29 protein-coding genes are annotated in these 25852 nt (G+C 36.8%); 9 read left to right on the top strand and 20 right to left on the bottom strand.

The features are described from left to right. Window positions 1–167: 167 nt before the first annotated feature. Window positions 168–1361: a pyridoxal phosphate-dependent aminotransferase gene (locus B0G92_RS12620; protein WP_101472452.1), complete on the bottom strand. Its 1194-nt coding sequence runs from the start codon at window positions 1359–1361 to the stop codon at window positions 168–170. Window positions 1362–1488: 127 nt separating this feature from the next. On the opposite strand from B0G92_RS12620, the gene B0G92_RS12615 reads away from it, so the two are divergent. Further along, window positions 1489–2814, top strand: coding sequence for a PDZ domain-containing protein (locus tag B0G92_RS12615; protein WP_101472451.1), 1326 nt, complete (start codon window positions 1489–1491; stop codon window positions 2812–2814). Window positions 2815–2839: 25 nt separating this feature from the next. On the opposite strand, the gene B0G92_RS12610 is transcribed toward B0G92_RS12615, so the two are convergent. Then, window positions 2840–3268, bottom strand: coding sequence for a DUF1573 domain-containing protein (locus B0G92_RS12610; protein ID WP_056073909.1), 429 nt, complete (start codon window positions 3266–3268; stop codon window positions 2840–2842). A 235-nt stretch (window positions 3269–3503) separates the two neighbouring features. On the opposite strand from B0G92_RS12610, the gene B0G92_RS12605 reads away from it, so the two are divergent. Beyond that, window positions 3504–6137 carry a valine--tRNA ligase gene (locus tag B0G92_RS12605; RefSeq protein ID WP_101472450.1) on the top strand — a complete coding sequence of 878 codons (2634 nt, stop codon included), beginning with the start codon at window positions 3504–3506 and terminating at the stop codon, window positions 6135–6137. A gap of 66 nt (window positions 6138–6203) precedes the next feature. On the opposite strand, the gene B0G92_RS12600 is transcribed toward B0G92_RS12605, so the two are convergent. The 7 genes from B0G92_RS12600 to rsfS form a co-directional block, all read right to left on the bottom strand. Beyond that, complete coding sequence (locus tag B0G92_RS12600) at window positions 6204–6989, bottom strand: superoxide dismutase (RefSeq protein WP_101472449.1); 786 nt, start codon at window positions 6987–6989, stop codon at window positions 6204–6206. Between the two features lie 2 nt (window positions 6990–6991). Continuing rightward, window positions 6992–7258, bottom strand: coding sequence for an acyl-CoA-binding protein (locus B0G92_RS12595; protein ID WP_056073905.1), 267 nt, complete (start codon window positions 7256–7258; stop codon window positions 6992–6994). Continuing rightward, on the bottom strand, window positions 7258–7917 hold the full coding sequence (locus B0G92_RS12590) for a phosphatidylserine decarboxylase family protein (RefSeq protein ID WP_056073904.1): 660 nt from the start codon (window positions 7915–7917) through the stop codon (window positions 7258–7260). Before B0G92_RS12590 ends, B0G92_RS12595 begins: the two co-directional genes overlap by 1 nt. Beyond that, window positions 7910–8713 carry a phosphatidate cytidylyltransferase gene (locus B0G92_RS12585; protein WP_101472448.1) on the bottom strand — a complete coding sequence of 268 codons (804 nt, stop codon included), beginning with the start codon at window positions 8711–8713 and terminating at the stop codon, window positions 7910–7912. Before B0G92_RS12585 ends, B0G92_RS12590 begins: the two co-directional genes overlap by 8 nt. A 1-nt stretch (window position 8714) precedes the next feature. Then, the gene (locus B0G92_RS12580; RefSeq protein WP_056073901.1) at window positions 8715–9314 is read right to left on the bottom strand and encodes a lactate utilization protein B/C; all 600 of its coding nucleotides are present in this window, start codon (window positions 9312–9314) and stop codon (window positions 8715–8717) included. A gap of 111 nt (window positions 9315–9425) precedes the next feature. Beyond that, window positions 9426–11366: an ATP-dependent zinc metalloprotease FtsH gene (gene ftsH / locus B0G92_RS12575; RefSeq protein ID WP_101472447.1), complete on the bottom strand. Its 1941-nt coding sequence runs from the start codon at window positions 11364–11366 to the stop codon at window positions 9426–9428. A gap of 15 nt (window positions 11367–11381) precedes the next feature. Beyond that, a complete protein-coding gene (rsfS, locus tag B0G92_RS12570; RefSeq protein ID WP_056073898.1) occupies window positions 11382–11753 on the bottom strand; it encodes a ribosome silencing factor in 372 nt (123 codons plus the stop codon). A 94-nt stretch (window positions 11754–11847) separates the two neighbouring features. Between rsfS and B0G92_RS12565 the strand changes: the two genes are divergently transcribed. Beyond that, on the top strand, window positions 11848–12579 hold the full coding sequence (locus tag B0G92_RS12565) for a biotin--[acetyl-CoA-carboxylase] ligase (protein ID WP_101472446.1): 732 nt from the start codon (window positions 11848–11850) through the stop codon (window positions 12577–12579). A gap of 50 nt (window positions 12580–12629) precedes the next feature. Here the strand turns inward: B0G92_RS12565 and B0G92_RS12560 are convergent, their stop codons facing one another. Both B0G92_RS12560 and pyrE read right to left on the bottom strand, forming a co-directional pair. Further along, window positions 12630–13022 (bottom strand): hypothetical protein, encoded by a 393-nt coding sequence (locus tag B0G92_RS12560; RefSeq protein ID WP_056073892.1) that lies wholly within the window; start codon window positions 13020–13022, stop codon window positions 12630–12632. Between the two features lie 16 nt (window positions 13023–13038). Then, window positions 13039–13704: an orotate phosphoribosyltransferase gene (gene pyrE / locus B0G92_RS12555; RefSeq protein WP_101472445.1), complete on the bottom strand. Its 666-nt coding sequence runs from the start codon at window positions 13702–13704 to the stop codon at window positions 13039–13041. Window positions 13705–13711: 7 nt separating this feature from the next. On the opposite strand from pyrE, the gene B0G92_RS12550 reads away from it, so the two are divergent. Further along, window positions 13712–14314 carry an NUDIX hydrolase gene (locus tag B0G92_RS12550; RefSeq protein WP_101472444.1) on the top strand — a complete coding sequence of 201 codons (603 nt, stop codon included), beginning with the start codon at window positions 13712–13714 and terminating at the stop codon, window positions 14312–14314. Window positions 14315–14325: 11 nt separating this feature from the next. Here the strand turns inward: B0G92_RS12550 and B0G92_RS12545 are convergent, their stop codons facing one another. After that, the gene (locus B0G92_RS12545; protein ID WP_101472487.1) at window positions 14326–16062 is read right to left on the bottom strand and encodes a M14 family metallopeptidase; all 1737 of its coding nucleotides are present in this window, start codon (window positions 16060–16062) and stop codon (window positions 14326–14328) included. Between the two features lie 88 nt (window positions 16063–16150). Between B0G92_RS12545 and B0G92_RS12540 the strand changes: the two genes are divergently transcribed. Then, window positions 16151–17479 carry a DEAD/DEAH box helicase gene (locus tag B0G92_RS12540; protein ID WP_101472443.1) on the top strand — a complete coding sequence of 443 codons (1329 nt, stop codon included), beginning with the start codon at window positions 16151–16153 and terminating at the stop codon, window positions 17477–17479. Window positions 17480–17702: 223 nt separating this feature from the next. Here B0G92_RS12540 and B0G92_RS12530 read toward each other — a convergent pair whose 3' ends face one another. The 3 genes from B0G92_RS12530 to B0G92_RS12520 all read right to left on the bottom strand — a co-directional run bounded on the left by B0G92_RS12530 (window position 17703) and on the right by B0G92_RS12520 (window position 20278). Beyond that, a complete protein-coding gene (locus tag B0G92_RS12530; RefSeq protein ID WP_056073886.1) occupies window positions 17703–18269 on the bottom strand; it encodes a PhnA domain-containing protein in 567 nt (188 codons plus the stop codon). A 576-nt stretch (window positions 18270–18845) separates the two neighbouring features. Then, on the bottom strand, window positions 18846–19304 hold the full coding sequence (gene coaD / locus B0G92_RS12525; RefSeq protein ID WP_056073884.1) for a pantetheine-phosphate adenylyltransferase: 459 nt from the start codon (window positions 19302–19304) through the stop codon (window positions 18846–18848). Then, window positions 19292–20278, bottom strand: coding sequence for a D-alanine--D-alanine ligase (locus tag B0G92_RS12520; protein ID WP_101472441.1), 987 nt, complete (start codon window positions 20276–20278; stop codon window positions 19292–19294). Before B0G92_RS12520 ends, coaD begins: the two co-directional genes overlap by 13 nt. 173 nt (window positions 20279–20451) lie before the next feature. On the opposite strand from B0G92_RS12520, the gene B0G92_RS12515 reads away from it, so the two are divergent. From B0G92_RS12515 to B0G92_RS12500, 4 genes are all read left to right on the top strand, one after another. Next, complete coding sequence (locus B0G92_RS12515; RefSeq protein ID WP_101472440.1) at window positions 20452–21060, top strand: PASTA domain-containing protein; 609 nt, start codon at window positions 20452–20454, stop codon at window positions 21058–21060. Beyond that, window positions 21057–22097 carry an RluA family pseudouridine synthase gene (locus tag B0G92_RS12510; protein ID WP_056073878.1) on the top strand — a complete coding sequence of 347 codons (1041 nt, stop codon included), beginning with the start codon at window positions 21057–21059 and terminating at the stop codon, window positions 22095–22097. The genes B0G92_RS12515 and B0G92_RS12510 overlap by 4 nt, the downstream gene beginning before the upstream one ends. A gap of 244 nt (window positions 22098–22341) precedes the next feature. Continuing rightward, window positions 22342–22770, top strand: coding sequence for a DoxX family protein (locus B0G92_RS12505; RefSeq protein ID WP_101472439.1), 429 nt, complete (start codon window positions 22342–22344; stop codon window positions 22768–22770). A gap of 168 nt (window positions 22771–22938) precedes the next feature. Continuing rightward, the gene (locus tag B0G92_RS12500) at window positions 22939–23130 is read left to right on the top strand and encodes a hypothetical protein (protein ID WP_056073874.1); all 192 of its coding nucleotides are present in this window, start codon (window positions 22939–22941) and stop codon (window positions 23128–23130) included. A gap of 75 nt (window positions 23131–23205) precedes the next feature. Here B0G92_RS12500 and B0G92_RS12495 read toward each other — a convergent pair whose 3' ends face one another. From B0G92_RS12495 to B0G92_RS12475, 5 genes are all read right to left on the bottom strand, one after another. After that, window positions 23206–23745: a DUF4199 domain-containing protein gene (locus tag B0G92_RS12495; RefSeq protein WP_101472438.1), complete on the bottom strand. Its 540-nt coding sequence runs from the start codon at window positions 23743–23745 to the stop codon at window positions 23206–23208. Window positions 23746–23865: 120 nt separating this feature from the next. Further along, the gene (locus B0G92_RS12490; RefSeq protein WP_101472437.1) at window positions 23866–24333 is read right to left on the bottom strand and encodes a response regulator transcription factor; all 468 of its coding nucleotides are present in this window, start codon (window positions 24331–24333) and stop codon (window positions 23866–23868) included. A 132-nt stretch (window positions 24334–24465) separates the two neighbouring features. Further along, window positions 24466–24882, bottom strand: a complete 417-nt coding sequence (locus B0G92_RS12485) for an OsmC family protein (protein ID WP_101472486.1) — start codon at window positions 24880–24882, stop codon at window positions 24466–24468. A gap of 59 nt (window positions 24883–24941) precedes the next feature. After that, window positions 24942–25250 carry a hypothetical protein gene (locus tag B0G92_RS12480; protein WP_101472436.1) on the bottom strand — a complete coding sequence of 103 codons (309 nt, stop codon included), beginning with the start codon at window positions 25248–25250 and terminating at the stop codon, window positions 24942–24944. Between the two features lie 50 nt (window positions 25251–25300). Then, the gene (locus B0G92_RS12475) at window positions 25301–25831 is read right to left on the bottom strand and encodes a YceI family protein (protein WP_056073866.1); all 531 of its coding nucleotides are present in this window, start codon (window positions 25829–25831) and stop codon (window positions 25301–25303) included. Between the last annotated feature and the right edge of the window lie 21 nt (window positions 25832–25852).

The following is a 25852-nucleotide window of genomic DNA, read 5'->3' as shown; positions in this document are numbered from 1 at the left end:
CACCTAACTTTATACATGAAAAAAACCAGCCAGGAAACCTGACCGGTTAATATATTTTTATTCTAAAATCTGTCAACCTATTTTAGGACGACTCAGTAATATTTTAGGGATAATAGTAGGTACAAAAAAAGCTCCCGTTTCAGGAGCTTTCTTTTATTATTTTATTCTTATTTATTATTGTATTTCTTTAATGCGTCTTCAAGAATTTCTACTGATCGAATCAGATCTTCTTTTTTAAGTACATAGGCAATTCGCACTTCATCTAATCCCACATTAGGTGTAGAATAGAATCCTGCAGCTGGAGCAACCATAATAGTTTCACCATTTAAATCGTAGGACTCCAATAACCATTGTGCGAAATCGTCTGCATTTTTTACAGGAAGTTTAGCAATGCAATAAAAAGCTCCTTTAGGAGTAGCAACTTTAACACCTTCTATTTTTTGTAATCCTGCAATAAGAGTATCACGTCTGTCTTTGTATTCTGTGATAACATCATCAAAATAACTTTGAGGAGTATCCAAAGCAGCTTCGCTGGCAATTTGCGCTAAAGTAGGTGGGCTTAAACGTGCCTGTGCAAATTTCATAGCAGTAGCCATTACTTCTTTGTTTTTAGAAACGATACATCCAATACGTGCTCCGCACATGCTATATCTTTTGGAAACAGAATCAATCATGATAGCATTTTCTTCTAAGCCAGGAACATTCATGATAGAAAAGTGTTCTTCGCCATCATAAATGAATTCTCTGTATACTTCGTCAGCAATCAGGAACAGGTCGTGTTTTTTTACAATTTCGGCAAGCTGTAGTATTTCTTCTTTTGAATATAAATATCCGGTTGGGTTTCCAGGGTTGCAAATAAGGATTGCTTTTGTCTTTGGTGTGATTAGCTTTTCAAAAGCAGCAATTGGAGGCAATGCGAAACCTTCATCAATTGTTGAAATTACAGGAACAACTGTAACTCCCGAAGCGGTTGAAAACCCATTGTAATTTGCATAGAATGGTTCAGGAATGATGATTTCATCGCCTTGGTCCATTGTACTGCCCATAGCGAAAAGCAAAGCTTCTGATCCACCTGTTGTTATAATTATATCAGCAGTATTAATAGGTAATCCGTGGGTTTGATAATATTGTGACAGCTTATTTCTGTAGCTTTCAAAACCTGCAGAATGGCTGTATTCCAAAACTGTAATATCGTTGTTTTTTACTGCGTTCAGAGCAACTTCAGGGGTTTTGATATCAGGTTGGCCAATATTAAGATGATAGACTTTATGGCCTTTCTTTTTTGCTATTTCTGAATAGGGAACCAATTTTCGTATTGGTGATTCGGGCATGTGCTGTCCTTTAGTAGAAATTTTTGGCATGACTTATTGTTTTGTCTGCAAATTTGCGACTTTTTTTCAAGAAAATTAGAAAAAAATAGATTCAAAAGAACGTTAAAATGTTATCGATTCATTAAAATTTTCTACATTTAATATTAAAAAACTGCATATGAAATTAAGAATACTCGTTCTTTGTTTATTGATTGTTGCCGGTTCACTATTTGCCCAGGAAGGTTTTCAATGGAATTCACATAAAGATAAGATTGATATTCCTTTCCAGCATATTTATAACCTTATTATTATTCCTGTTGAGATTAATAATGTTAAACTAAATATGTTGCTAGATACCGGAGCAGACAATTCAATGATTTTTAGTCTTCCTGAAAATGATACTATACAATTTAAAAAATATAAAAAAGTAAAAGTTAGAGGTATAGGATCAGAGGACATAATTGAAGCCTTGCTTTCTGTTGATAATAAAATTAAAATATCCTCCTATGAGGATAATAAGTTTCCCATATTAATAGTACTGAATCAGGATGTAAATTTTTCATCGAGATTGGGTATTCCTGTCAATGGAGTCATAGGCTATTCTTTTTTTAAGGAATGTCCAATTGAAATCAATTACCAAAAAAAGATAGTGACAATTCATAGAACTAGAAAATTTCTTGAAAAGAAGAAATTTAAAAAGTATCTCAAACATCCTATAAAAGTTATAGATAAGCGACCCTATATTGATGTGATTGCGAAGATTGAAGAAGATACATTAGACTTAAAGCTTTTGATAGATATCGGCTTGGGTGATGGCTTATGGCTATTTGAAAACAAACGGATAAAAGCAGGAAATAATTATTTTGAGGATATTTTGGGGAGAGGTCTCAATGGTCTCATTAATGGTAAAAAATCAAGAGTGAAGACAGTAAAAATCGCAGATTTTACTTTAGACGAGGCTTTGGTTTCCTATCCTGAAGAAGTATATTTTCCTAAGATTGGAATTATTGAAGGGCGTAACGGTTCCGTTGGAGGCGAAATTTTACATAGATTTAATGTTATTTTAGATTATCAGGAACAATTTATATATCTGAAAAAAAATTCAAAATTTAAAAAGCCTTTCAATTACAACATGAGTGGTATTGTGGTGCAGCATAATGGGGTAGAGTTTGTACAAGAAGCAATAAGACTTGAAACAAAATCCAATTATGGTGTAAAAGTAGATGGAGGGTTGGATAATTTTAATGATAACAATTTCAGATATAAATTTTCACTTAAACCGGTTTTTGAAATTGCCAGTGTGAGAACTGGTTCTCCTGCTGATCTTGCAGGCATACAGCCCGGAGATAAAATTGTTAGAATAAATAAAAAAAAGACCCATGGCTATACAATCCAGAAAATCAGTGATCTGTTGCAGTCAGAAGAAGGGAAATGGATTTATATAGATGTTGAAAGAGAATCAAAAATTATTGCCTTCAAGTTTCAGCTTAAGAAAATATTATAAAAAAAACCCGCAATTGCGGGTTTTTTTATGAACTTGGAAGTGTTTTCTTTTTCTCCATCAGGTTAACTTCTTCTTTGACAATGACATTTCCCTTTATTCGTAAAGGAATAATACCGCTATCTTTATTCACAGCATTAGACTGTACGGTAATGGTCTTGCTTATAGGACCCGGATTCATGTTATATTGTACTTCAATCTTTCCTGTTTTTCCAGGCATGATTGGTTCTTGTGGTTTTGTAGGTACGGTACATCCACAGGATGATTTTACATCATTAATGATTAAAGGGGCATCACCAATGTTTTTAAATTCAAAAACTCTCAAGCCGTTGTCTTCACCTTTAGTGACAGTTCCATAATCTATTGTTTCTTCCTTAAACTCGATTTTTGGTCCGGTTTGTGCCATTGCTGAAACGGCAAACATCATAACTGCAAATAGACTTAGTATTTTTTTCATCATAAAAATTTTAGTTAGTGTTCAGTAAAATTACTTAGTTTTGATTAAAGTGCAAATTATTAAATCTTAATTTTTTATACTGCACATACTTAATTACTTTTGTGCCTTAATATTCGCAAATTTCATACCAAGCTTATTTTTTTGTTTTTAGTAGAGATTGAAAGCAAGAAAAACTTGACAGTTACGGATTTTAATAAGCAGACAAAAACAATATAGAAAAAACGAAGACGAAAAGATGACAATTCCAGCACAATTCGATGCCAAATCAGTAGAGCAAAAATGGTACAGCTACTGGATGGAAAATAATTACTTCCATTCAGAACCAGATCACAGAACACCTTATACTATTACAATACCGCCACCAAACGTCACAGGCGTACTACATATGGGGCATATGTTGAATAATACCATACAAGATGTTCTGATTCGTCGTGCGCGCCTGAAAGGTTTCAATGCCTGCTGGGTTCCTGGTACGGATCATGCGTCGATTGCAACCGAAGCAAAAGTTGTGGCAAAATTAAAAGCGGAAGGAATCAATAAAAATGATTTGTCCCGTGAAGAATTTTTGGAGCATGCCTGGGATTGGACTCATAAGTATGGAGGTGTTATTCTCGATCAATTAAAGAAGCTGGGTGCTTCTTGCGATTGGGAAAGAACGAAGTTTACTATGGACCCGGATATGTCTGCTTCTGTAATCAGGTCTTTTGTTGATTTATATAACAAAGGTATGATTTATCGCGGCTATAGAATGGTCAATTGGGATCCGGAAGCAAAGACAACTTTGTCTGATGAAGAAGTAATCTTTGAAGAAAGACAAGGGAAGTTGTATTTCCTGAAATATCAGATTGAAGGGAGTAATGATTTCCTGACTATTGCAACAACACGGCCGGAGACTATTTTTGGAGATACTGCTATCTGTATCAATCCGAATGATGAGCGTTTTACACACCTGAAAGGGAAAAAAGCAATTGTTCCGATAGCCGGAAGGGTAATTCCTATTATCGAAGATGAGTATGTTGATGTAGAATTTGGTACAGGATGTCTGAAAGTAACTCCTGCCCATGATATGAATGATAAGACTTTAGGGGATAAACATAACCTGGAAGTAATTGATATTTTCAATGAAGATGCAACGCTAAATTCTTTTGGATTACACTATGCCGGAAAAGACCGTTTTGTAGTTCGTGAAGAAATTGAAAAAGAATTGGAAGCTAATGGAAGCCTTGCAAAAACAGAAATCCATCTTAATAAAGTAGGGACATCAGAAAGAACAAAGGCGGTAATTGAGCCTCGATTGTCAGACCAGTGGTTCCTGAAAATGGATGAATTGGTTAAGCCTGCCATCAAAGCAGTTCTTGAAACTGAAGAAATCAAATTATATCCAAAACGTTTTGAAAATACGTACCGTCATTGGCTTGAAAATATCCGCGATTGGAATATTTCCCGTCAGCTTTGGTGGGGACACAGAATTCCTGCATTTTTCTATGGTGATGGCAAAGAAGATTTTGTTGTAGCCGAAACAATGGAAGATGCCGTAGTTCTTGCCCAAAAAGCAACAGGCAAGGCAGATTTGAAAGCAGAGGACTTACGTCAGGATGTGGATGCTTTAGATACATGGTTTTCAGCCTGGTTATGGCCAATGTCTGTTTTTGGCGGTATTATGGAACCTGAAAACAAAGATTTTAAATATTATTATCCAACAAACGACTTGGTTACAGGTCCGGATATCCTGTTTTTCTGGGTAGCCAGGATGATTATTGCCGGATATGAATATACCGGTGAAAAACCTTTTACCAATGTTTACCTGACAGGTTTGGTTCGTGACAAACAACGACGCAAGATGTCCAAATCATTAGGGAATTCTCCTGATCCGCTGGATTTGATTGATAACTTTAGTGCAGATGGTGTTCGTGTTGGATTGCTATTAAGTGCATCAGCAGGAAATGATATCCTGTTTGATGAAGAAATGTGCAGTCAGGGTAAGGCATTTACCAATAAAGTATGGAATGCTTTCCGTCTGATAAAAGGATGGGAGGTAAGCGATACTATACCGCAGCCGGAATCGTCAAAAGTGGCTATTGAATGGTTTGAAGCAAAATTGCAGCAGACTTTGGTAGAAATTGAAGACCATTTTGAAAAATACAGAATTTCAGATGCCTTAATGGCCATCTATAAATTGGTTTGGGATGATTTCTGCTCGTGGTTCCTTGAAATGATTAAGCCGGCTTATCAGTCACCAATTGACAGAAAAACATTGACCAAGGCAATTGAGATGTTGGAAAGCAATTTAAAGTTACTGCATCCGTTCATGCCGTTCCTGACGGAAGAAATTTGGCAACATATTACAGAAAGGACTACTGAACAGGCCTTAATCATTTCGACCTGGCCGGAATCAAAATCATTTGATGCCAAATTGATTACAGACTTTGATTTTGCAGCAGAAGTTATTTCCGGAATAAGAACTATCAGAAAAGAGAAGAATATTCCTTTCAAAGATGCCATCGAATTGAAAGCTATCAACAATGATAATTCTTCTACGTATTTTGATGCGGTAATTACAAAATTAGGCAACCTAAGTTCTTTGGAATATGTTTCTGAAGCTGTAACAGGCGCTTTGACCTTCCGTGCAAAATCCAACGAGTATTTTGTGCCTATCAGCGGTTCTGTTGATGTGGAAGAAGAAATAGCAAAGCTTTCTGAAGAATTGAAATATACACAAGGCTTCTTAAAATCAGTTCAGGCGAAATTGTCTAACGAGAAATTTGTGAACAACGCTCCTGAAAAAGTATTGGAAATTGAGCGAAAGAAAGAAGCTGATGCTTTGGCCAAGATTGCTACTATTGAGCAAAGTCTTGCCAGCTTAAAATAATATGCAATAGTATATCAAATAAAAAAGCCCCAAATTATTGGGGCTTTTTATTATTATATGAATTTGTTATGCTTTAGGAGCAGAAGCAGCTTTTGCAGCTTCATATTTTTTAGCAACAGCATCCCAGTTAATCAGGTTGAAAAAGGCCGTGATATAATCTGGTCTTTTGTTTTGATATTTTAAGTAGTAAGCATGTTCCCAAACATCCAAACCTAGGATTGGAGTACCGGAAACTGACATGTTTGGCATCAATGGGTTGTCTTGGTTTGGTGTGCTGCCAATAACAAGTTTACCTGTTTTGTCAACTACTAACCATGCCCATCCTGAACCAAATTGTTTTGTAGCTGCTTCAGTCAACTGTGTCTTGAAGTTTTCAAAAGAACCAAGGTCTTTGTTGATAGCTTCTGCAAGAGCACCAGTAGGCTCGCCACCTTTCTTAGGTCCCATGATTTCCCAGTAAAGGTTGTGGTTGTAGTATCCACCGGCATTATTGCGTACCGCTTTATTTTCTAAATCCAATTTAGACAGGATTTCCTCAATGGTTTGTTTTTCCAATGCTGTTCCGGCAATAGCCTTGTTCAGATTGTTTACATATCCAACGTGGTGTTTTGAATAGTGGATTTCAACGGTTTTAGCATCAATATGCGGCTCTAAAGCATCATAGGCATAAGGAAGTTTCATCATTTTAAAAGCTCCCGGTTCTGCTGCTACATCGTCAGGATTGCCCATAGGTGCTTTCTCTTCAGTTGCAGGCAATGGTACTTCTACTTCTTCTAATTTTTTTTCTTTATTGCAAGATTGCAATACGAAAGCCAATACCAGGCTCGAAAGAAATAATTGCGTTTTTTTCATAATTATTTTTTAATAAGTGAATGAATTGTTTCTATATAAAGTCGTTTTGCTTCGTCGCTGGACAGGTGACTAATCTGTATCCAGGCGTTTGTTTTGAAAGCATCCCTTAAATCTACACTGGTAACCCTTTTTGATTTAGCAGTGCCCTGGGTTGCCTGTTTGTAATAGGCATAAATGCGTAGCATGACATCCTGTGGTAAAGGTTCTGTCATATTTGATGCCAGTTCATAGGCTTCTTCAAACAGAGTATCTAAATCTTTTTCCGACATTAAGACTTTGTTGCGATTACGGTTATACCTCCAACTGCTTTTTGATTCAGTTTTACGTTAATTTCAGTACCAATAGGAAGATACAAATCTACTCTTGACCCGAATTTTATAAATCCGGCATCTTCTCCCTGGATTACCTGCATTCCTTCCTTGGCATAATTAACAATTCTTCTTGCCAAAGCTCCGGCAATCTGACGGTATAATATTTCTCCGAAAGTAGTATTCTCAATAACTACTGTCGTTCTTTCATTTTCCTCACTTGCTTTTGGATGCCAGGCTACAAGATATTTGCCAGGGTGATATTTGCTGTATTTTATTACTCCATTCATGGCGTATCGGGTAACGTGCACATTAATCGGAGACATGAAAATGGAAACCATGAGTCTTTTATCTTTAAAATACTCGCCTTCATAAACTTCTTCAATCACGACAACTTTTCCGTCAACCGGAGCAATTATCTGATTATCGTTTATCTGGGTATATCTTTTTGGATTTCTAAAGAACTGTAGCACTAATATAAGAAATAATAACGAGATAACCTGAATGGTTTTTAAAACCCAGAAATTAGGAATCAGCGAATCAGTCAGCAAAACTATTGCTACGACTACTGCACAGGTAATAAGAATAATTTTTGCTCCTTCTTTGTGAAACTTAAACATAATCTAAAATTTGATAAAACAAAAAAATGAATGGTGATACAAATATAATACTATCTAGCCGATCTAGGATGCCCCCATGTCCCGGCATAATTTTGCCGCTATCTTTAACTCCGGCAATTCTCTTGAATTTGGATTCGACCAAATCTCCAATGGTACCAAAAATTCCGGCAATCAGGGCAAAGATAATCCATAGGATTACCGGCTGATTGATGAAATAAATAGCGATAAGAATACTGGCGATTATTGTAAAGACTAATCCTCCCAGAAAGCCTTCTATGGTTTTTTTAGGTGATATTTTTTCGTAAAGTTTTCTTTTTCCAATAGATTTTCCAACAATGTAAGCAAAGGTGTCATTGGTCCAAATCAGAATAAATATGCCAATCAGGATTTTTGGATTGAATACTGTTCCTTCATACGGAATTTTGGTCAGGATAATAACAGGAAGTATGATATAACCAATCAGATAAACATATTTTGATTGCCTGTCTACTTTCTGTCTTTTCTCGCTGAACAGGAATAGGATGAGCCTGACGGAAACAAAAAGTGCTGCTCCTGTCATTAGCCAGTCGTTGGTTTTGTTAAAGGTGTTAAAATAGGCGAAGAGGGCATAGCCTCCAATGGCAAGCAATATGGGAATCGGTTTCTGCAGGTTTACCAAATCACAGAATTCGGCGGTACATACAGCCAGAAACATTCCAAAAAGCAGAAGAAAGCTGTCATGGGAATAGAGAGTGGCCCCAATCAGTAGAAGTATGTAGACCAGTCCGGATAGTGATCTCGTTAGGGTTTCGCGCATTTTAAAGATCTTCTAAAAGCAGAAGATAGAGATTTTTGGCTACACTTCCGTATTGGAGAAAATCCTCGTCTTTTGCTTTTTCGAAATATTTTATTGTGGTAATATTGGTAGGATAATCCTTTTCGTATTTTCTTTTGATTTCACGGAGTCCATCACTTTTGCTGCCCAGGATTTGACTTGTTGTAGCAAGAATAACAATATTGCCAGGCAATTCGTTAGGTTTGTATTGTTTGATTTGGTTGGATGAAAACAAAACGGAACCTTCGTCAGCAATCAGATTTTCGCAACTGGCTAAAAGAAATCTCGGATTAGTAGGTTTGGTATAGGAAAGCTTGTTTTCTTCAAGCAGACTGAAAAGTTTTGGTTCAAAACAGAGTGCTTCTGATTCAAACCAATCGTTTTCTTCAAGGATGTGCTCAAAATGGTCCTTTGCTTCCTCAAGATTTTCGCAATACAAGAATTTGCCTCCGTTCTTTTTAAAGTTCAGGGTAAATAATTCATCCGCCGGAATTACAGTTTCGGGATTGAATGGACTTAAGTTGCCATCTTTATCGTCATCAGAGGATTCGCTGGCGCCAAAAAGTTTTTTAAACAGACTCATAAATTGGCCAAATTCTTTGTTTGCAATTTCAAAACAATCAAAGATAAAAAAATCTTAATTCAAAACTGCTTTCGAATTAAGATTTTTGTAAAAATTCTTAAAAAGTGAAATTTATTCTTCGAAGACTTCTTCAACTGCTTCACCAAAAGCACGTTTGCCGAAAATTGTCTCAAGGTCATCTTTGAAAATTACTTCTTTTTCTATCAGAATATCGGCCAATTGGTTCAATTTATCCTTGTTTTCTTCAAGAATTTTGATTGCTCTCTGGTATTGACCTTCGATTAAGTCTGAAATTTCCTTGTCGATAATCTTTGCCGTGTCTTCAGAATAGGGTTTTGAGAAGTTGTATTCGCTTTGTCCTGATGAATCATAATACGTAACGTTTCCTAACTTATCATTCAAACCATAAACCGTAATCATTGCTCTGGCTTGTTTTGTAACTTTTTCAAGATCGCTCAATGCCCCTGTAGAGATTCGGTTGAAAGTTACTTTTTCTGCCGCACGTCCACCCATTGTAGCACACATTTCGTCCAGCATCTGGTCTGTTCTTACAATCTGTCTTTCTTCCGGAAGATACCAGGCAGCACCTAAACTTTGTCCCCTAGGAACAATGGTTACTTTGATTAGTGGTGCAGCGTGTTCTAACATCCAGCTTACTGTTGCGTGACCGGCTTCGTGGATAGCGATAGCTCGTTTTTCTTCCGGTGTGATAATCTTGTTTTTCTTTTCAAGACCTCCAATAATTCTATCGACCGCATCCAGGAAATCCTGTTTGTCAACGGCTTTTTTATCTTTTCTGGCTGCAATAAGAGCTGCTTCGTTACATACATTGGCAATGTCAGCTCCTGAAAATCCTGGAGTCTGTTTTGCAAGGAAGTCAGTATCAAGACCTTCCACTTTTTTCAAAGGACCCAAATGCACTTCAAAAATTTCCTTACGTTCTCTGATGTCCGGCAGGTCTACATAAATCTGCCTGTCAAAACGACCGGCTCTCATTAATGCCTTGTCTAATACATCGGCACGGTTCGTCGCTGCTAAAACAATTACGTTGGTATTTGTGCCAAAACCGTCCATTTCAGTAAGCAACTGGTTTAATGTATTCTCACGTTCATCGTTTGAGCCTGAAATATTATTTTTCCCTCTTGCTCGCCCAACAGCATCAATCTCGTCAATGAATATGATGGCAGGAGATTTTTCTTTTGCCTGTTTGAATAAGTCTCTTACACGGGAAGCACCCACACCCACAAACATTTCAACGAAATCAGAACCTGAAAGCGAAAAGAACGGCACTTTTGCTTCACCGGCAACTGCTTTTGCCAATAAGGTTTTTCCAGTTCCCGGAGGACCTACTAAAAGCGCTCCTTTCGGGATTTTTCCTCCCAGATTAGTATACTTTTCAGGGCTTTTCAGGAACTCAACGATTTCCTGTACTTCTTCTTTTGCTCCTTCAAGTCCGGCAACATCTTTGAATGTTACCTTTACATCAGTCTTTTCGTCAAATAATTTTGCTTTGGATTTTCCGATATTGAAAATTTGTCCGCCACCTCCTGCAGCGCCACCACCTGACATTCTTCTCATGATGAAAAGCCAGATACCAACAATAATCAGGATTGGCAATAAAGCGATAAAGATTTCGCTCCAGTTGCTTTTTGGCAAAAAGTTATAGTCTTTTAGCTTTCCTTCCTGCTGTGCTGTTTCCAGTTTCTTCTGGAAAAGCTCATCATTTCCAATATTGTCAAGGATATAATGAGGGCCGGGATTTGGCTTGTCAAAAATATCTTTGGTTACTTTTTTATTAGCCGGATCTGCGAGTCCTTCCTTGTTCAGGAAAATTTCAGCCTCGTTCTTGTTATATACAACAACTTTTTCAATCTGGCCTTTTTCAAGCAGTTTGTTAAAGTCAGAAGCTGACGCCTTACTGGTTTCTCCCCAACTTGAGCCTCCGGAAGCCCAATTCAGAATAAAGAAAAACAAGATCAAGCCGCCATAAATCCACCATGGGCTTAACCTGAATTTTTTCGGGTTAGGATTTGTATTGTTATCTTTAGCCATTGCTGTCTTTTCTTTTTAGTATTTGTTTTGGATTGTAGTGATTTTAGCATCACCCCACAAACTCTCGATGTTGTAGTACTCGCGGATGTGTTTTTGGAAAACATGAACAACAATATTCACATAATCCATCAACACCCATTCGCCGTTTTCAGTACCTTCAACATGCCAGGGTTTGTCTTTTAATTCTTTTGAAACTGTTTTTTGGACAGAGTTAACTATGGAGTTAACCTGAGTATTTGAAGTACCGTTGCAGATTACAAAATAATCACAAACGGTGTTGTCTATTGCTCTTAAATCTAAAATATCAATGTCATTGCCTTTTACTTCTTCAATCCCTTTGATGATGTGGGCTAACAGATCGTCATTGCTTATATTTTTTTTCGCCATTTAAAATTTTTATGTTTTCGCAAAGTTATCATTTTTTGTCGTTATTTTTGAACCTTAACATAAGATTAAAAACGATAAACTTCAATTATTTTTTATGAACATCATCAAACTCGATGCCATTAACTCTACCAACGATTATCTCAAGAGATTATTGCAGCAGCAATTCGTGGAAAACTTCACTATTGTTACTGCTGAAAACCAGACAGAAGGTAAAGGGCAAATGGGATCGAAATGGAATGTTGAATCGGGTAAAAACCTGACTTTTAGTGTTTTGGTTAAAGATTTGTTGCTGGAAGTGAATCAGATTTTTCATTTAAATGTGGCAACTGCAGTGAGTATTATTGAAGCTTTATCTTTTTTAGAAATTAAGGATTTGGCGATAAAATGGCCAAACGACATTTTGGCAGAAGGTAAAAAGATAGGTGGCATATTGATTGAAAACAGTATCAAAAGCAATGGTGAAATCTTTTCAATTATTGGTATTGGACTTAATGTCAACCAAAGAGATTTTGAAAATCTTCCAAAAGCTTCTTCCTTGTCACTTTTGCTCGGCAGGGAACTTGATAAGGAAGCCATTTTGATTCCGATTATTGAATGCCTGATACGAAATGTTTCCTTAATCTTAAATAAAAACACCCAATCCATTTGGGAAAAATACCATGCCTGTCTTTACAAAAAAGGAATACCAATGCCTTTTGAAAACATAAAAGGCAACAAATTCATGGGAATCATCAATGGTGTTGATCAATCGGGTAAACTTCATCTGACATTGGAAGATGATTTTGTGGAATCTTATGAAATAAAGGAAATCAGAATGTTATACTAAATAAAAAAAGCCTTTCAAACGAAAGGCTTTTTTATATTTGTTTTTACTATTTACAACTTGTGCATGTTTCCTGATAAGGTTTCGATGAATTTGCTGATAGGCCCTTTGACCATCATGGCCATCATGGCATTAAATTCGCCTTCAAAAAATAGCTGTACATCGCTTGAATCGTCAGAAACAGGAGTAATGTTTGCCGTAAGTGAAAAAGGAAGTTTGTCGCTTGCAGCTCCTAAAACCACTTTAGTAGGGGCCACTTTATCCTTCATCTTTAATTTGATTTCAGGCATTCCCTTTAATCCAAAAATAAAAGAATCTTCGCCTGTAACTTCAAATTTTGCAATGTTATCCGGCATTAATTTTTCAAAATTCTTTACGTCTGTCAATTGGTCAAACATATATTGAGCTGATTTTTGGACGCTCGTTTTCGGACTTTCTAAATTCATGTTGCTGCGATTAATGTTATTTTACAGAAGCATTGTCATTTTCAACACTCCAGGTCGAAGGACTTTTGCTCCAGATTTTTAATGTTTCTTGCTCTTCTTCTGTGATGTATTTTTTAGCTACGGCCAATTCCAGAAGATTTTCATAATTGCTCAGGGTGAACAGGTCAATATTTGCTTTTTTGAAGTTTTCAACAGAAATATCAAATCCATAAGTAAAAATGGCTGCCATTCCTTTTACGTTAGCTCCGGCTTCTCTTAATGCTTCAACGGCCAGAAGGCTGCTGTTTCCTGTACTAATCAGGTCTTCAATGACAACAACATTTTGCCCTTTTTGCAAAAAGCCTTCAATCTGGTTTTGTCTTCCATGCTTTTTTGGCTCCGGGCGTACATAAACAAACGGAAGCCCCATATATTCTGCAACAAGCATCCCAATACCGATAGCTCCGGTAGCCACACCGGCAATCACATCAGGTTTTCCGAACTGTTTTTCCAGGTTTTTGGAAAATTCTTCGCGGATGTAATTTCTGATTGGTGGAAATGAGAGTGTTATCCTATTATCACAGTAAATGGGAGATTTCCATCCGGAAGCCCATGTAAAAGGATTTTTAGGATTCAATTTAATTGCATTTATTTGTAAAAGCAATTCGGCTGTTTTTTGGGCGGTGTCTTTATTAAAAATCATACTACAAATGTATAAAGTTTTTGTCAACGATAAACCACTTTTTTTAACTAATGAGATAGTTAAAGAAACCGATTTTCAATTTTTTCTTTTGGAAAGTGTTGATATTCATCAGCTTATAGTGAAAATGTTTCAAAATAAAATTCAAAAGGCTTATCTGTATCATCCTGACGAAAAGGAAATTATGAAAAAGCTGAAAGAAAAGATTCCGGTGAATAAGGCCGGGGGCGGATTGGTTTATAATAAAAAAGGCGAGGTGCTTTTTATCTTCAGAAACGGGAAATGGGATTTGCCTAAAGGTGGTATAGAAAAAGGAGAGGAGATTGAAAATACGGCAATCCGTGAAGTTAGTGAAGAAACAGGCGTGTCCGGTTTGTCAATAACAAAAAAACTTCAAAAAACGTATCATGTTTTTATTCGCAATGGAAGGTATAAGCTAAAGATTACCCATTGGTTTGAAATGAAAACTAATTTTGAAGGAACTCCCAAACCTCAGGAAGAAGAAGGAATAGAAAAAGTGGCCTGGCTCAATCCCGAGCAGATTCAGGAAGCGTTAAAAAACTCTTACGAAAATATCAAGCTATTATTTGAAACAGAAAAGCTCCAGAAATAGGAGCTTTTTTATTACTGTTTAATTGGTGCCATTACCCTGAAAACCGGGTATTCCATATGTGTTTTTTCATAGTAATCGGAATGGCGGTAAATCCAGTCCAATTGGGCTTCGCCTGAATCCGAAAATTTTGAGTCCTCTGATTTTTTCTTTTCAAATTCGGCTTTCATTTCCGGATTTTTATCCAGTAATTGTTTGGCAAGGTCTTCAAAGACATAAGCTGAAAAATATTCTTTCTGTTGCAATAACGAATCGAAAAAATTCCATGCAAAATAAGAGTCATTACCTTGCGGCTCTAAAGTTTCCAACAGATATTTAACACCAGGTTGCAGTGTCTGTATTAAAAAGTCCCCTTTTTTAAACGTTACTTTTTTCTTGGTAGGAATGACGGAAACGGAATGGTGTGGATAATGGCCTTCGTAGGCAGAAGAACTGGTTTTGAAATCTTTAATGCGATAGCTTTCTACTTCAAGTTCAACAGCTTTTTCAAGAGGTGTCATTTCAATATTGTTGATTTTTAGAAGCTCGATGATAGGCCACCATGATTTTGGAACGATATACGCTTCCGGAATAAGTATTTCTAACAAAGGTTTGTATTCCTTATGATAGGGGATGTTTTTGCTAAAAGGTTTGGAACGGTCATAAAAAAGTCTCGGTTTGCCCGAAATTTCGCTTGGCTTGTAAGCTCCTTCATAACCTAAAAACGGAATACTTGAAACCTTGTCCGTGTCCAGTGTCCATAGCAGCGTATATTTTTGACCCGGAAGATAATTCTGCAGGTTTTCTTTTCGCAGTTTCTTGATTTTTGCATGATTCTTATCAGCATATTCAATTGTAGAAGCCATATAGTCATAGGTTACTTTTACTCTTGAAGCATAATCTTTCAGCATATGGGTTTCGGGCATTGAGCCAATGGTGTTGAACATGGATGCAAAACCGGTTGAATATCTTGGATAATCCATCATCGCATCAAAACCGCCATCAGGTTTCTGGTCGTGAATGTTTACATAGGGTACCGATTCTGTTTTTTTCTTTTTTAAGTCGGATAATAAAGAGGGCAACATGTCAGTATTCCAAAACTTCCCAAGATTACCACCCAGTTTCTGATAATGCGTGGCAATGTAAGTGAACGTATATTGGTAATCTGCACCATTACTGACATGATTGTCGATAAAGATATCAGGATTGGCAAGATGGAAAATCTGGGCAAAACTTCTGGCATTGCGGGTGTCAGACTTCACAAAATCGCGGTTCAGGTCATAATTTCTTGCATTTCCTCTGAAACCATAACTTTCAGGGCCATTTTGGTTGGCTCTCGAAAAAGAGTTGCGGTTCAAAGCACCGCCAATATTATAGATAGGAATAGCAACTATGGCCAAATGTTTTGGAATTTTGATTTTTCCTAAAGCCAAATCTCTAAAGAGTATCATTGTGGCGTCTATCCCGTCGGGTTCACCCGGATGTATGCCATTGTTAATTAAAAGGACAGCCTTGTCTTTTTGAATTTTTTCAAAATCAAACTCCTTGTCACTATTATAGGTTATGATATGTAGCGGCTCACCCGAATCGGTAAGTCCCATTTCCTGCATGGAAATCGTTTCGAAATTTTTGTCTAAAAGCTGGAAATAGGCGATTGTTTCTTCATAAGTAGCAGTCTGATTTCCATTTCCATTTTCATAAGGAGTCAGGAAATCTGTATTTTGAGCGTTGGCCATAATCGAAAGTAAGAAAATTGGAAGAAGATATTTCATAGGTTGATTTGAAAATATCAAAATTACGAATTTGTGTCGGTCGTAATTCATAATTCGTAATTCATCATTAAAAAATTACCTTTGCAGCATGAACAATCACCATTCCAACAATCTGCTCTTGAATTTAGGCATTGAAAGCCTGAATGAAATGCAGCTCGCGGCGCAGGAAGCCATTTTAGAGAATAATTCGGTTTTATTATTATCGCCAACAGGTTCAGGGAAGACCCTGGCTTTTTTATTGCCTGTTTTTGAAACCTTACAGCCTGAAATTCTTTCTGTGCAATGCCTGATTATTGTGCCATCCAGAGAACTAGGGTTACAGATTGAACAGGTTTGGAAAAAAATGGGTACAGGCTATAAGGTCAATACTTGTTATGGTGGTCATTCAATGGAAACGGAAATTAAAAATTTGAGTAATCCGCCGGCCGTTTTGATTGGAACACCCGGAAGAATTGCCGACCATATTGACAGGGAAACATTCAGGACAGATAAGATACATACTGTAGTTTTAGATGAATTTGACAAGTCGTTGCAATTTGGGTTCCATGAGGAGATGTCTTTTATTTTGTCCCGTTTGCCAAAAGTGGACAAACGTATTCTGGTTTCTGCCACTTCTGATATTGAAATTCCCAAATATACAAGGGTGGTGAATCCTGAAATTTTGGATTTTACCTCAGATAATGAAGGAAAAAGTAATCTTTCTATAAAAACTGTCATTTCTGAAGAAAAAGACAAAATCAATACTTTATTCCGACTGATTTGTTCTTTAGGTGAATCGGCATTAATCTTCTGTAACCATCGCGATGCCGCTGAACGAATTAGTGATTTACTGAATGCAAGAGGAATTTATTCGACTTATTATCACGGAAGAATGGACCAGGAGGAGCGGGAGCGCGCCTTAATTCAGTTCAGGAATGGAAGTGTGAGCTATCTGGTTACGACAGATTTGGCTGCCAGAGGATTGGATATTCCGGAAATGAAACATGTTATCCATTATCATCTCCCAATGAAAGAAGATGAGTTTACACATCGAAATGGACGTACGGCAAGGATGACGGCTTCCGGAACAGCTTATGTAATTGTGCATGAAAGCGAAAAGAAGCTGGATTATATTGATTACAACCAGAAAGTTTTTGATATTGCGAATACTGTTTCTTTGCCGGAGCCTCCGGTATTTCAGACATTATATATTTCCGGAGGGAAGAAGAATAAATTGAACAAGATTGATATTGTCGGGTTCTTTTCGCAGAAAGGAAAATTGGAAAAAGGTGATTTGGGTCTGATTGAAGTGAAAGATTTTGTTTCTTTCGCAGCGGTCAAATCAAAAAAGATAAAAGAACTTCTTAAAAATATCAAAGATGAAAAGATGAAAGGAAAGAAGTTTAAGATTGAAATCGCCAGGCAAGTGATTAAATAGTTGATAGTTGGTAGTGGATAATGGATAGTTGGGATTTCAGATTTCAGATTTCAGATTTCAGATTTCAGATTTCAGATTTCAGATTTCAGATTTCAGATTTCAGATTTCAGATTTCAGATTTCAGATTTCAGATTTCAGATTTCAGATTTCAGATTTCAGATTAAGAATGTTAAACATCTCTCTACTTTCTGCCGTCTCAAATCTGAAATCTGCTATCTAAAAGTTATATCTTCTTCACGTATTGTGTAATAATAACAATAGTCTGTCCATCCACTTTTCCTTCAATATATTCTGCATTTTCGTGGTCAAGGCGAATGTTTCGTACGGCAGTTCCCTGTTTGGCAACCATGCTGGAACCTTTTACTTTCAGGTCTTTAATCAAAACAACAGAATCTCCGGTTTGTAAGGTTACACCGTTACTGTCCTTATGTACAATTTTAGTATCGTCATCGTCACCTTCTCCGGTTGCTTTTGCCCAGGCTAAATCTTCTTCTTCCAGATACATTTGTTCCAACAGGTCCTGTTTTCCCAAACGGCTCAACATTCTCCATGACACAACCTGAACGGGTAGGTGCTCGCTCCACATGCTTTCATTAAGACATCTCCAAAGATTAGGGTCTGTTTTTTCAGGATTTTCAATCTGCTCAATGCAGGTTGCACTGGCAAGTATACTCTCTTCGATGCCTCCTTTTCGGGTTGGAAGTATTTGGTATACTTTTAAATTTTCTGTTGCTCCGGAAAGTTCGCACTTCCCGCCACTACGTTTCATCAAATCTCGTTCTAAACTCATTTTTAATGGATTTTATTTTTGGCGAAAGTACAGTTAATTAAAATGAATTTGAAATATATCACGAATTAAAATGATTTTAATTGTTAAAATCTATAGGGATTCGTTAATACGTAGCAAAAAATGATAAACTGTAGATTAATCTGTGATAATCTCTTTTAAAAGAGTATATGTTTTGCCACAGATTAAGATGATTAAAGAGATTCAGAGTCCAATAAATCTGTGAGAATCTGCATAAATCAGCGGGAAAAAGAGTTATTTAAAGTCTGAATGATGATTAAAATGAATCAAAAATCCGTGAAAATCGGCGTAAATCCACTTAATCCGCGTTAAAATCTAACAAGATATGATTAAGAACTGCATAGAGTCCAATAAATCTGTGAGAATCTGCATAATCAGTGGGAAAAAGAGTTATTTAAAGTCTGAATGATGATTAAAATGAATCAAAAATCCGTGAAAATCGGCGTAAATCCACTTAATCCGCGTTAAAATCTAACAAGAATATGATTAAGAACTCCATAGAGTCCAATAAAATCTGTGAGAATCTGAGAAATCAGCGGCAAAAAATCACTGATTTTTTTATTTTACTCTAACAGAATCCGGAACTAGTAATTCGTATTCTCCTCCATTTCGGATAACATCTCTCACAATGCTTGAGCTGATATAAGAAGTATTGGCGGCAGTCAGTAAAAAGACGGTTTCGATTTTTGAAAGCTTACGATTTGTATGTGCAATAGCTTTTTCAAATTCAAAATCGGCCGGATTTCTTAAGCCTCTTAAAATGAATTTTGCATTTACTTTTTTACAAAAATCAATTGTCAGACCTTCATAGGTAGTAACAGAAACAGAAGGATGGTTTTCGAAACATTCCTCTATGAAGCGTTTTCTTTCGTCTAAAGAAAACATATATTTTTTATCAGCATTGACACCAATTGCCACGATTATTTTGTCAAAAAGCGGAATACTTCTTTTGATGATGTCATAGTGCCCCAAAGTTATAGGGTCAAACGAACCCGGAAATACGGCTATTTTCTCCATAATAGTTTTCTTTTTAAGGCCAGTTCAATTTCATTGTCCAAAAGGTCCGAAAAGGCAATTTTAGCATAGGCGGCCTGTTGTGGAAAGATGCTTTGCCCGGATAATCCCGGATTGGTGTTCATTTCAATAAAATGAGGTATTCCGTCCATTACAATAAAATCAGTTCTGGAAAAACCGGACATACCAAGAGCCTCATACACTTTTGCGGCCGTTTCTCTTACTTTTTGTTCTACTTCTGCGGATAGTCTTGCGGGTGTAATCTCGTCAGATTTGCCTAAATATTTGGCTTCGTAATCGAAGAAGTCGTTATGAGGAACAATTTCGGTTAAACCTAAAACTTTTGTTTCTCCTTTGTAATTGAGTACACCAACAGATACTTCGGTACCTTTTAAATAGGACTCTATTAATATGTCGCTGTCTTCTGCAAAAGCAAAATCCAGGGCTTTGTCAAATTCAGATAAGTCGTTTACTTTGGAAACCCCAAGACTGCTTCCGGATTGGTTTGGTTTTACAAAAAACGGCAAGCCAAGTTCGGTTTTTATTTCTTCTGCATTAATCGCACCGCCTTTGGAAAGGTAAATAGATTTTGCTTTTGGGATATTAAATTTTGAAAGTACGGATAAGGTATCTCTTTTATTGAATGTCAGTGCTGACTGGTAAAAATTGCATCCGGAATACGGAATTTCCAAAAGTTCCCAATACGCTTGCATATGCCCGTCTTCGCCGGGAGTTCCGTGAATTGTATTGACGATGGCATCAAATTTTGTCTTTATTCCATTTTGGGTAAACGTAAAGTCAGATTTATCAATCGGAAATTTTTCTTCTCCTATTATTACGTTCCATCCATCCAATAAAATATGAACTTCAAACGTTTTGTATTTATTCTTGTCGAGATTGTTAAGGATTAGCTGACCACTACGGAGCGATATTACTGATTCGTCAGAATATCCACCCATTACAACGGCTATGTTCATATAAGATTTTGGATTTAAAGATTGCAGATTTTAGACAGTTTAGCATCAAAAGTTTAGTCTGCAGACTGGAAACTGCTATCTGCTAACTGCCGAAACCTCTCACAAAAATATCACTAATTATTGAAACTAAAAACCTTTAGTATTTTTATATCTTTGCACGAAATGTAATTTTTATGACTTTAAGACAATATCTTACCAGCAAATCTTTTTTCAAGCAGCTTTTACTGGCTTTTGGGATTGTAATAGTATTGGTTTTTTTACTACTGCAATGGCTTAGTTATGCTACCGACCATGGCAACGAAATCACGGTTCCGGATTTGAGAAAACTGACAGAGCAGCAAGTTGAAGAAAAGCTGGATGAGCTTAATTTAGAGTATGTTTTGCTGGATACAGTGGATTATAATAAAGATTTTCCAAAATATACAGTCGTTCAACAGGACCCGCTTCCAGGCTCGAAAGTAAAAGATGGCAGAAAAATTTATATCAAAGTAAATTCAGCGGATTTCAGAATGGTAACCATGCCGGATTTAATAGAAAAAACATTGCGTCAGACAGAGTCGTCTCTTATGGCATTAGGTCTTGAAGTGGGCAAAAAGACATACAAGCCTTATCTGGGAAAAGATATGGTTTTGGAAATGTATGCTGACGGCAAGAAATTAAAAGTTGGAGACAAAGTGAAAAAAGCATCCAAAATTGATTTGGTTTTGGGTGATGGAAAAGTAGGATTTGAAGAGTCTGAAACGGATACGATTAAAAATACAGATACAGAAACGGCAGAATGATAGACAATCCGATTGCAGACGAGGCGTTAGATGACGAATTGTTTGAGCATTACAGATTTGAGGCAGCCAAAGGTCAATCGCCTTTGCGTGTAGATAAGTTTTTGATGAATCTTGTTGAAAATGCGACAAGAAATAAAATACAGCAGGCCGCTACGGCAGGGAATATCTATGTTAATGATGTTCCGGTAAAATCGAATTACAAAGTAAAAGCTTTTGATGTTGTAAGGGTTCTGTTATCACATCCGCCTTTTGAGAATCTTATCCTGCCCGAGAATATCCCGCTTGATATTGTTTATGAAGACGAGGCGCTGATAGTAATCAACAAACCTGCAGGACTGGTTGTTCATCCGGGTCATGGAAATTATACCGGGACTTTAGTGAATGCTTTGGCGTATCATTTTGAGAATTTACCATTGAATAGCAGTGAGCGTCCGGGATTGGTTCACAGGATTGATAAGGATACTTCTGGGCTTTTGGTTGTTGCCAAAACCGACCAGGCTATGGCTTTTCTGGCCAAACAGTTTGAGGAAAAAACTTCAGAAAGAGAGTATGTTGCTCTGGTTTGGGGAAATATAGCAGAGGATGAAGGTACAGTTACCGGAGATATCGCCAGACATGCCAAAGACAGAATGCAGATGGCTGTAGTTCCGGATGGAGAAGGAAAACATGCGGTAACCCATTATAAGGTTTTGGAACGTTTTGGATACGTGACTTTGGTTTCCTGTAAGCTGGAAACGGGAAGAACGCATCAGATTCGTGTCCATATGAAACACATAGGGCATACACTTTTCAATGATGAACGTTATGGTGGTAATCTGATATTAAAAGGAACTACATTTACAAAATACAAGCAGTTTATTGATAACTGTTTTAAAATATTGCCAAGACAGGCACTGCATGCAAAAACATTAGGCTTTATGCACCCAACGACAAAAGAGTTTATGAGTTTTGACACAGAACTCCCGGAGGACATGAAAGAATGTATTGCAAAATGGCGGGTTTATTCTAATTCACATACAGTCGAAGAAGAAGATTAAAAAGAAAGCAACGTTTTAGCGTTGCTTTTTTATTTCTGATAATATATTCTCTTACGGACTTAGCGGCTCTGCGTCTTTGCGTGAAAATATTGCTAGCAAAGACGCAGAGCCGCAAAGTATATGTAGGCTTGTCAGAAACTATTTTTAGTAAACAGCTTTGGTGATCCATAAAATTAATCTTAAAAAAATGATTTATGTTCTTAAATATTAGTAATTTAGATAGGTAATTCTAAATTATCTCGTCATGGAAACGATAAAAATTAAAAAGCTGAACAAATGGGCCAATTCCCATACTTCTTATCCGATTGACATTTTAAGGATTGCTTTGGGGGTATTCTTGTTTTTAAAGGGAGTAACATTTATCAAAGAAAGCCACAGGCTTATTGATTTACTTGCTCCATTAGGAAATTTTGATGGAGGTATGTTTATCTATCATTATGTGGTTGCTGCCCATATTATGGGAGGTATTATGATTGTATTCGGACTCCTGACGCGATGGTCTATATGGGCACAGCTGCCTATTTTAATTGGTGCGGTATTGATTAATTTCGCCGGGCCAATGGTCGTGATGAATCTGATAGTATCGCTCATAACACTTATTGTCTGCGTATTTTTTCTCATGTACGGCAGCGGAAAGCACTCGTTGGATTACTATTTTAAGATGCAGAAATAAAGAAATAATAAACTAAATTTAAGAAAAGAGCAGTCAATAAGGCTGTTCTTTTCTTGTTAAATAGATTATTTAATCATCACTTAAGTTAAAATTAGCATTGGGGGAGATAAAATGTTGTATCTTGTAGATGTGAAAAGCACAGACCACTAACCTTGAAATTGCTATATAATGGAAACGAAAATTACTTTTGGAACGGAGCAAAGAAACCTTTTCCAAAAACCGAGCTTTACTGAAGAGCTAATCAGTAAGAAGGAGGAACTTAAAAAGAAGATGAAGGACAAGAATTTGCAATTAAGGAATCTCTTAAAAACGAATTTTGAGCTTTTGAAAAGCAACGACATCAATATGATGCTGTTTTAGCAATATATATGACGAAAAGAAAACCCTTAGATGAGATGAGAAAAAAGAATCCCTGCCAAAAGCAGGGATTCTTTTTTATGCAGTGGTATAATTTTCCGGTTTCTGATTCCGCTTTAAGATTAATGCGCTAATCAGGGTAACAATCAATCCGATGGGAAGCACTTCTGCATAGGTCAGAATTACGACCAGAATTGGATTTTTATACCATTCCTTATACATTTCCATTTCGTTGGTCTGGGCCTGGATTTCTGCTACGGTGGCACCGCTTTCAGCTGCCTGTTTGAGAATATGGGCCGTATATTTTTCCATAAAATCCGGAATAAAGAAATAATATTCAACGAGCCATACGGCTACATATGCTGTTGAGGCTATCAGTGTAATAAGCAATCCAATTTTAAAAGCCTTACCAAAAGTAATGACTCCTGAATTATGTTTGTCACGATAGCTTTTGATACCCACAAATACAAAAGAAAAAGCCAGTAGCATTCCCAGATAACCAAGAACCATACTTCCTTTGAAATTTGGATCGTTGTAGCACAATGCCGAAGAAATTACCATCATTGCCGTGACGATAAATCCGGCAATTAGTCCGTTAATCAAAATCGTTTTTTTCATCTTTTTTAATTTTTAGTTGATTTTCAATGATGCAAAATTGAATTTTTTTGGAGGGGTAAAAGTCATACTTAAGGATGATTTTGCTCCGGAGCAGCCTGTTTGCAACTAAAGTATGACTGTTTAAGGAATCAATTTCAGGCGTTTTGCTTTTTCGACGGCCTGTGTTCTGCGATTGACGTCAAGTTTCTCAAAAAGCTTTGAGGAGTGTGATTTGATGGTGGGTAATGAAACAAAAAGCTGTGATGCAATTTCCTGATTGCTGCAACCTTGGGCAATCAATTCCAGAACTTCCATTTCGCGTTTGCTCAGGTTTAATTTTTCAAGCTGATTTCTGTCCTGTATAAATTCAGCATCGCTAACATAGATTTCTTTTTCGATTATTATGGTTTCCTTTTTGGGTTTCGTTAGTTTTAAGGCCAGCCATATTCCAAGAGCAGTAAATATAATAGCAATCAAACCAATGTAAATTTCCAGCGTATGGTTTATGACCATAAACCGGAATTCCAGCCATTTCATCAAAAACAGCAATAGGGCTAGGGAGATGCCATATAGCATTGTGGATTTATATTTCTGTAAAAATTTCTGCATGGATGATTTTTATATCCAAAGATAAAAAATGTATCCTTAAAAAGACTTTCATAATTTCTATGTCAGGAAATGAAAAAATAAAAACCGCTTCTTTTTTGGAAGCGGTTCAAAGTTAATAGTTGTCTTTATTGTTTATGTCAATTTCGCATTCAGAATGATTTCTGCATTGAGTAGTTGCGATACCGGACAGTTTTCTTTTGCATTTTTGGCTGCCTCCTGAAACTGTTCTTCCGAAATATTGCTTACCGTTGCTGTAAGGTCTAAAGTTATGGTGGTTATCTTTCCGTCTTCAAACGTCACTTTGGCAACTGTGTCTAAATTTTCAGGTGTAAATCCTAGTTCCGATAATACAAAACTAAGTTTCATGGTGAAACAGCCCGCATGAGCTGCTCCAATCAGTTCTTCAGGATTGGTGCCAACTCCATCAGCAAAACGGGTTTTGAATGATAATTGTGCTTTATCCAGGGTAGTGCTTTGCGTGGAAATGGTTCCTTTTCCTTCCATTCCTGTTCCTTGCCAATTGGCACTGGCATTTCTGGTAAATTTCATGTGTGTTATTTTATGTTGGTTAATAAGCATAAAGTTAGAGAAAAAGTACTCCAAAAACTTTAGGCTATGTTATGATTTTCTAAAGCCATGAGAATTTCATTCGTAAGCAATCCGCTTCCGCCTCCATAATGTTGTACAATTACGCAATCCGGATTGGTGTTTCTGAAGAAAGTACGTAATTTTTCTTCGCTTTCAGGTTCAATACCACAGCCTAATAAGACAATGTGGAAATGAATGCGTTCAAACAATTCCATCGCATCCTCATCTGTTTCTGCCCCGGCGCCAAACCAATCTTCATTGTTGTTGATGAGTCTTATAACAGTTCCTAATATCTCCGGGTGCCGTCCTATGTATAAAATATTTTTCATGGCTTTCGAAAAAGAAGCAAGCCTTTCAATAAAGAGAGGCTTGCAGATAATTATTGTTTGATAAATTGAAGTTCGATTTGAAGTTTTACTTCTTCACCAACCAAAACACCTCCTGTTTCTAAAGCAGAGTTCCAGTTTAGTCCCCAATCTTTTCGGTTGATTTTTCCGGAAACGGACAATCCCGTTTTGGTATTTCCCCAAGGGTCTTTTGCCAATCCTCCAAATTCAACGTCTAATGTTACAGGTTTTGTTATGCCATGTAATGTCAGGTCACCTGTTAATTTGTATTCTCCTTCATTTAGTTTTTTAAATGAAGTAGATTTGAAATTGATTTTTGGAAATTGGGAAGCGTCAAAAAAGTCGGCGCTTAGCAAATGCGAATCACGGTCTTTATTTCCCGTAGAAATAGAATCGATATCGCCTGTAAATTCAAATTGAGCGGTTTCGAAATTGTCGCCGTCTGTTTCGATGGAAGCGTCAAATTTTTCAAAATTTCCGGATACGTTGGTAAACATCATGTGTTTTACTTTGAATCCGATTTCTGAGTGTGCTGTGTCAATTGACCATTTTGTTGTTGCCATAATCTTGTTTTTTAAATAGTT

This window comes from Flavobacterium lindanitolerans (assembly GCF_002846575.1).
Taxonomy (GTDB): Bacteria; Bacteroidota; Bacteroidia; order Flavobacteriales; family Flavobacteriaceae; genus Flavobacterium; species Flavobacterium lindanitolerans.
This window is presented reverse-complemented; position numbering and strand designations above follow the sequence as displayed.

Excerpts from the sequence above, each read along its gene's own strand:
- B0G92_RS12620 (WP_101472452.1), bottom strand. The coding sequence starts at position 1,361 with ATGCCAAAAATTTCTACTAAAGGACAGCACATGCCCGAATCACCAATA.
- B0G92_RS12615 (WP_101472451.1), top strand. The coding sequence starts at position 1,489 with ATGAAATTAAGAATACTCGTTCTTTGTTTATTGATTGTTGCCGGTTCA.
- B0G92_RS12610 (WP_056073909.1), bottom strand. The coding sequence starts at position 3,268 with ATGAAAAAAATACTAAGTCTATTTGCAGTTATGATGTTTGCCGTTTCA.
- B0G92_RS12605 (WP_101472450.1), top strand. The coding sequence starts at position 3,504 with ATGACAATTCCAGCACAATTCGATGCCAAATCAGTAGAGCAAAAATGG.
- B0G92_RS12600 (WP_101472449.1), bottom strand. The coding sequence starts at position 6,989 with ATGAAAAAAACGCAATTATTTCTTTCGAGCCTGGTATTGGCTTTCGTA.
- B0G92_RS12595 (WP_056073905.1), bottom strand. The coding sequence starts at position 7,258 with ATGTCGGAAAAAGATTTAGATACTCTGTTTGAAGAAGCCTATGAACTG.
- B0G92_RS12590 (WP_056073904.1), bottom strand. The coding sequence starts at position 7,917 with ATGTTTAAGTTTCACAAAGAAGGAGCAAAAATTATTCTTATTACCTGT.
- B0G92_RS12585 (WP_101472448.1), bottom strand. The coding sequence starts at position 8,713 with ATGCGCGAAACCCTAACGAGATCACTATCCGGACTGGTCTACATACTT.
- B0G92_RS12580 (WP_056073901.1), bottom strand. The coding sequence starts at position 9,314 with ATGAGTCTGTTTAAAAAACTTTTTGGCGCCAGCGAATCCTCTGATGAC.
- ftsH (WP_101472447.1), bottom strand. The coding sequence starts at position 11,366 with ATGGCTAAAGATAACAATACAAATCCTAACCCGAAAAAATTCAGGTTA.
- rsfS (WP_056073898.1), bottom strand. The coding sequence starts at position 11,753 with ATGGCGAAAAAAAATATAAGCAATGACGATCTGTTAGCCCACATCATC.
- B0G92_RS12565 (WP_101472446.1), top strand. The coding sequence starts at position 11,848 with ATGAACATCATCAAACTCGATGCCATTAACTCTACCAACGATTATCTC.
- B0G92_RS12560 (WP_056073892.1), bottom strand. The coding sequence starts at position 13,022 with ATGAATTTAGAAAGTCCGAAAACGAGCGTCCAAAAATCAGCTCAATAT.
- pyrE (WP_101472445.1), bottom strand. The coding sequence starts at position 13,704 with ATGATTTTTAATAAAGACACCGCCCAAAAAACAGCCGAATTGCTTTTA.
- B0G92_RS12550 (WP_101472444.1), top strand. The coding sequence starts at position 13,712 with ATGTATAAAGTTTTTGTCAACGATAAACCACTTTTTTTAACTAATGAG.
- B0G92_RS12545 (WP_101472487.1), bottom strand. The coding sequence starts at position 16,062 with ATGAAATATCTTCTTCCAATTTTCTTACTTTCGATTATGGCCAACGCT.
- B0G92_RS12540 (WP_101472443.1), top strand. The coding sequence starts at position 16,151 with ATGAACAATCACCATTCCAACAATCTGCTCTTGAATTTAGGCATTGAA.
- B0G92_RS12530 (WP_056073886.1), bottom strand. The coding sequence starts at position 18,269 with ATGAGTTTAGAACGAGATTTGATGAAACGTAGTGGCGGGAAGTGCGAA.
- coaD (WP_056073884.1), bottom strand. The coding sequence starts at position 19,304 with ATGGAGAAAATAGCCGTATTTCCGGGTTCGTTTGACCCTATAACTTTG.
- B0G92_RS12520 (WP_101472441.1), bottom strand. The coding sequence starts at position 20,278 with ATGAACATAGCCGTTGTAATGGGTGGATATTCTGACGAATCAGTAATA.
- B0G92_RS12515 (WP_101472440.1), top strand. The coding sequence starts at position 20,452 with ATGACTTTAAGACAATATCTTACCAGCAAATCTTTTTTCAAGCAGCTT.
- B0G92_RS12510 (WP_056073878.1), top strand. The coding sequence starts at position 21,057 with ATGATAGACAATCCGATTGCAGACGAGGCGTTAGATGACGAATTGTTT.
- B0G92_RS12505 (WP_101472439.1), top strand. The coding sequence starts at position 22,342 with ATGGAAACGATAAAAATTAAAAAGCTGAACAAATGGGCCAATTCCCAT.
- B0G92_RS12500 (WP_056073874.1), top strand. The coding sequence starts at position 22,939 with ATGGAAACGAAAATTACTTTTGGAACGGAGCAAAGAAACCTTTTCCAA.
- B0G92_RS12495 (WP_101472438.1), bottom strand. The coding sequence starts at position 23,745 with ATGAAAAAAACGATTTTGATTAACGGACTAATTGCCGGATTTATCGTC.
- B0G92_RS12490 (WP_101472437.1), bottom strand. The coding sequence starts at position 24,333 with ATGCAGAAATTTTTACAGAAATATAAATCCACAATGCTATATGGCATC.
- B0G92_RS12485 (WP_101472486.1), bottom strand. The coding sequence starts at position 24,882 with ATGAAATTTACCAGAAATGCCAGTGCCAATTGGCAAGGAACAGGAATG.
- B0G92_RS12480 (WP_101472436.1), bottom strand. The coding sequence starts at position 25,250 with ATGAAAAATATTTTATACATAGGACGGCACCCGGAGATATTAGGAACT.
- B0G92_RS12475 (WP_056073866.1), bottom strand. The coding sequence starts at position 25,831 with ATGGCAACAACAAAATGGTCAATTGACACAGCACACTCAGAAATCGGA.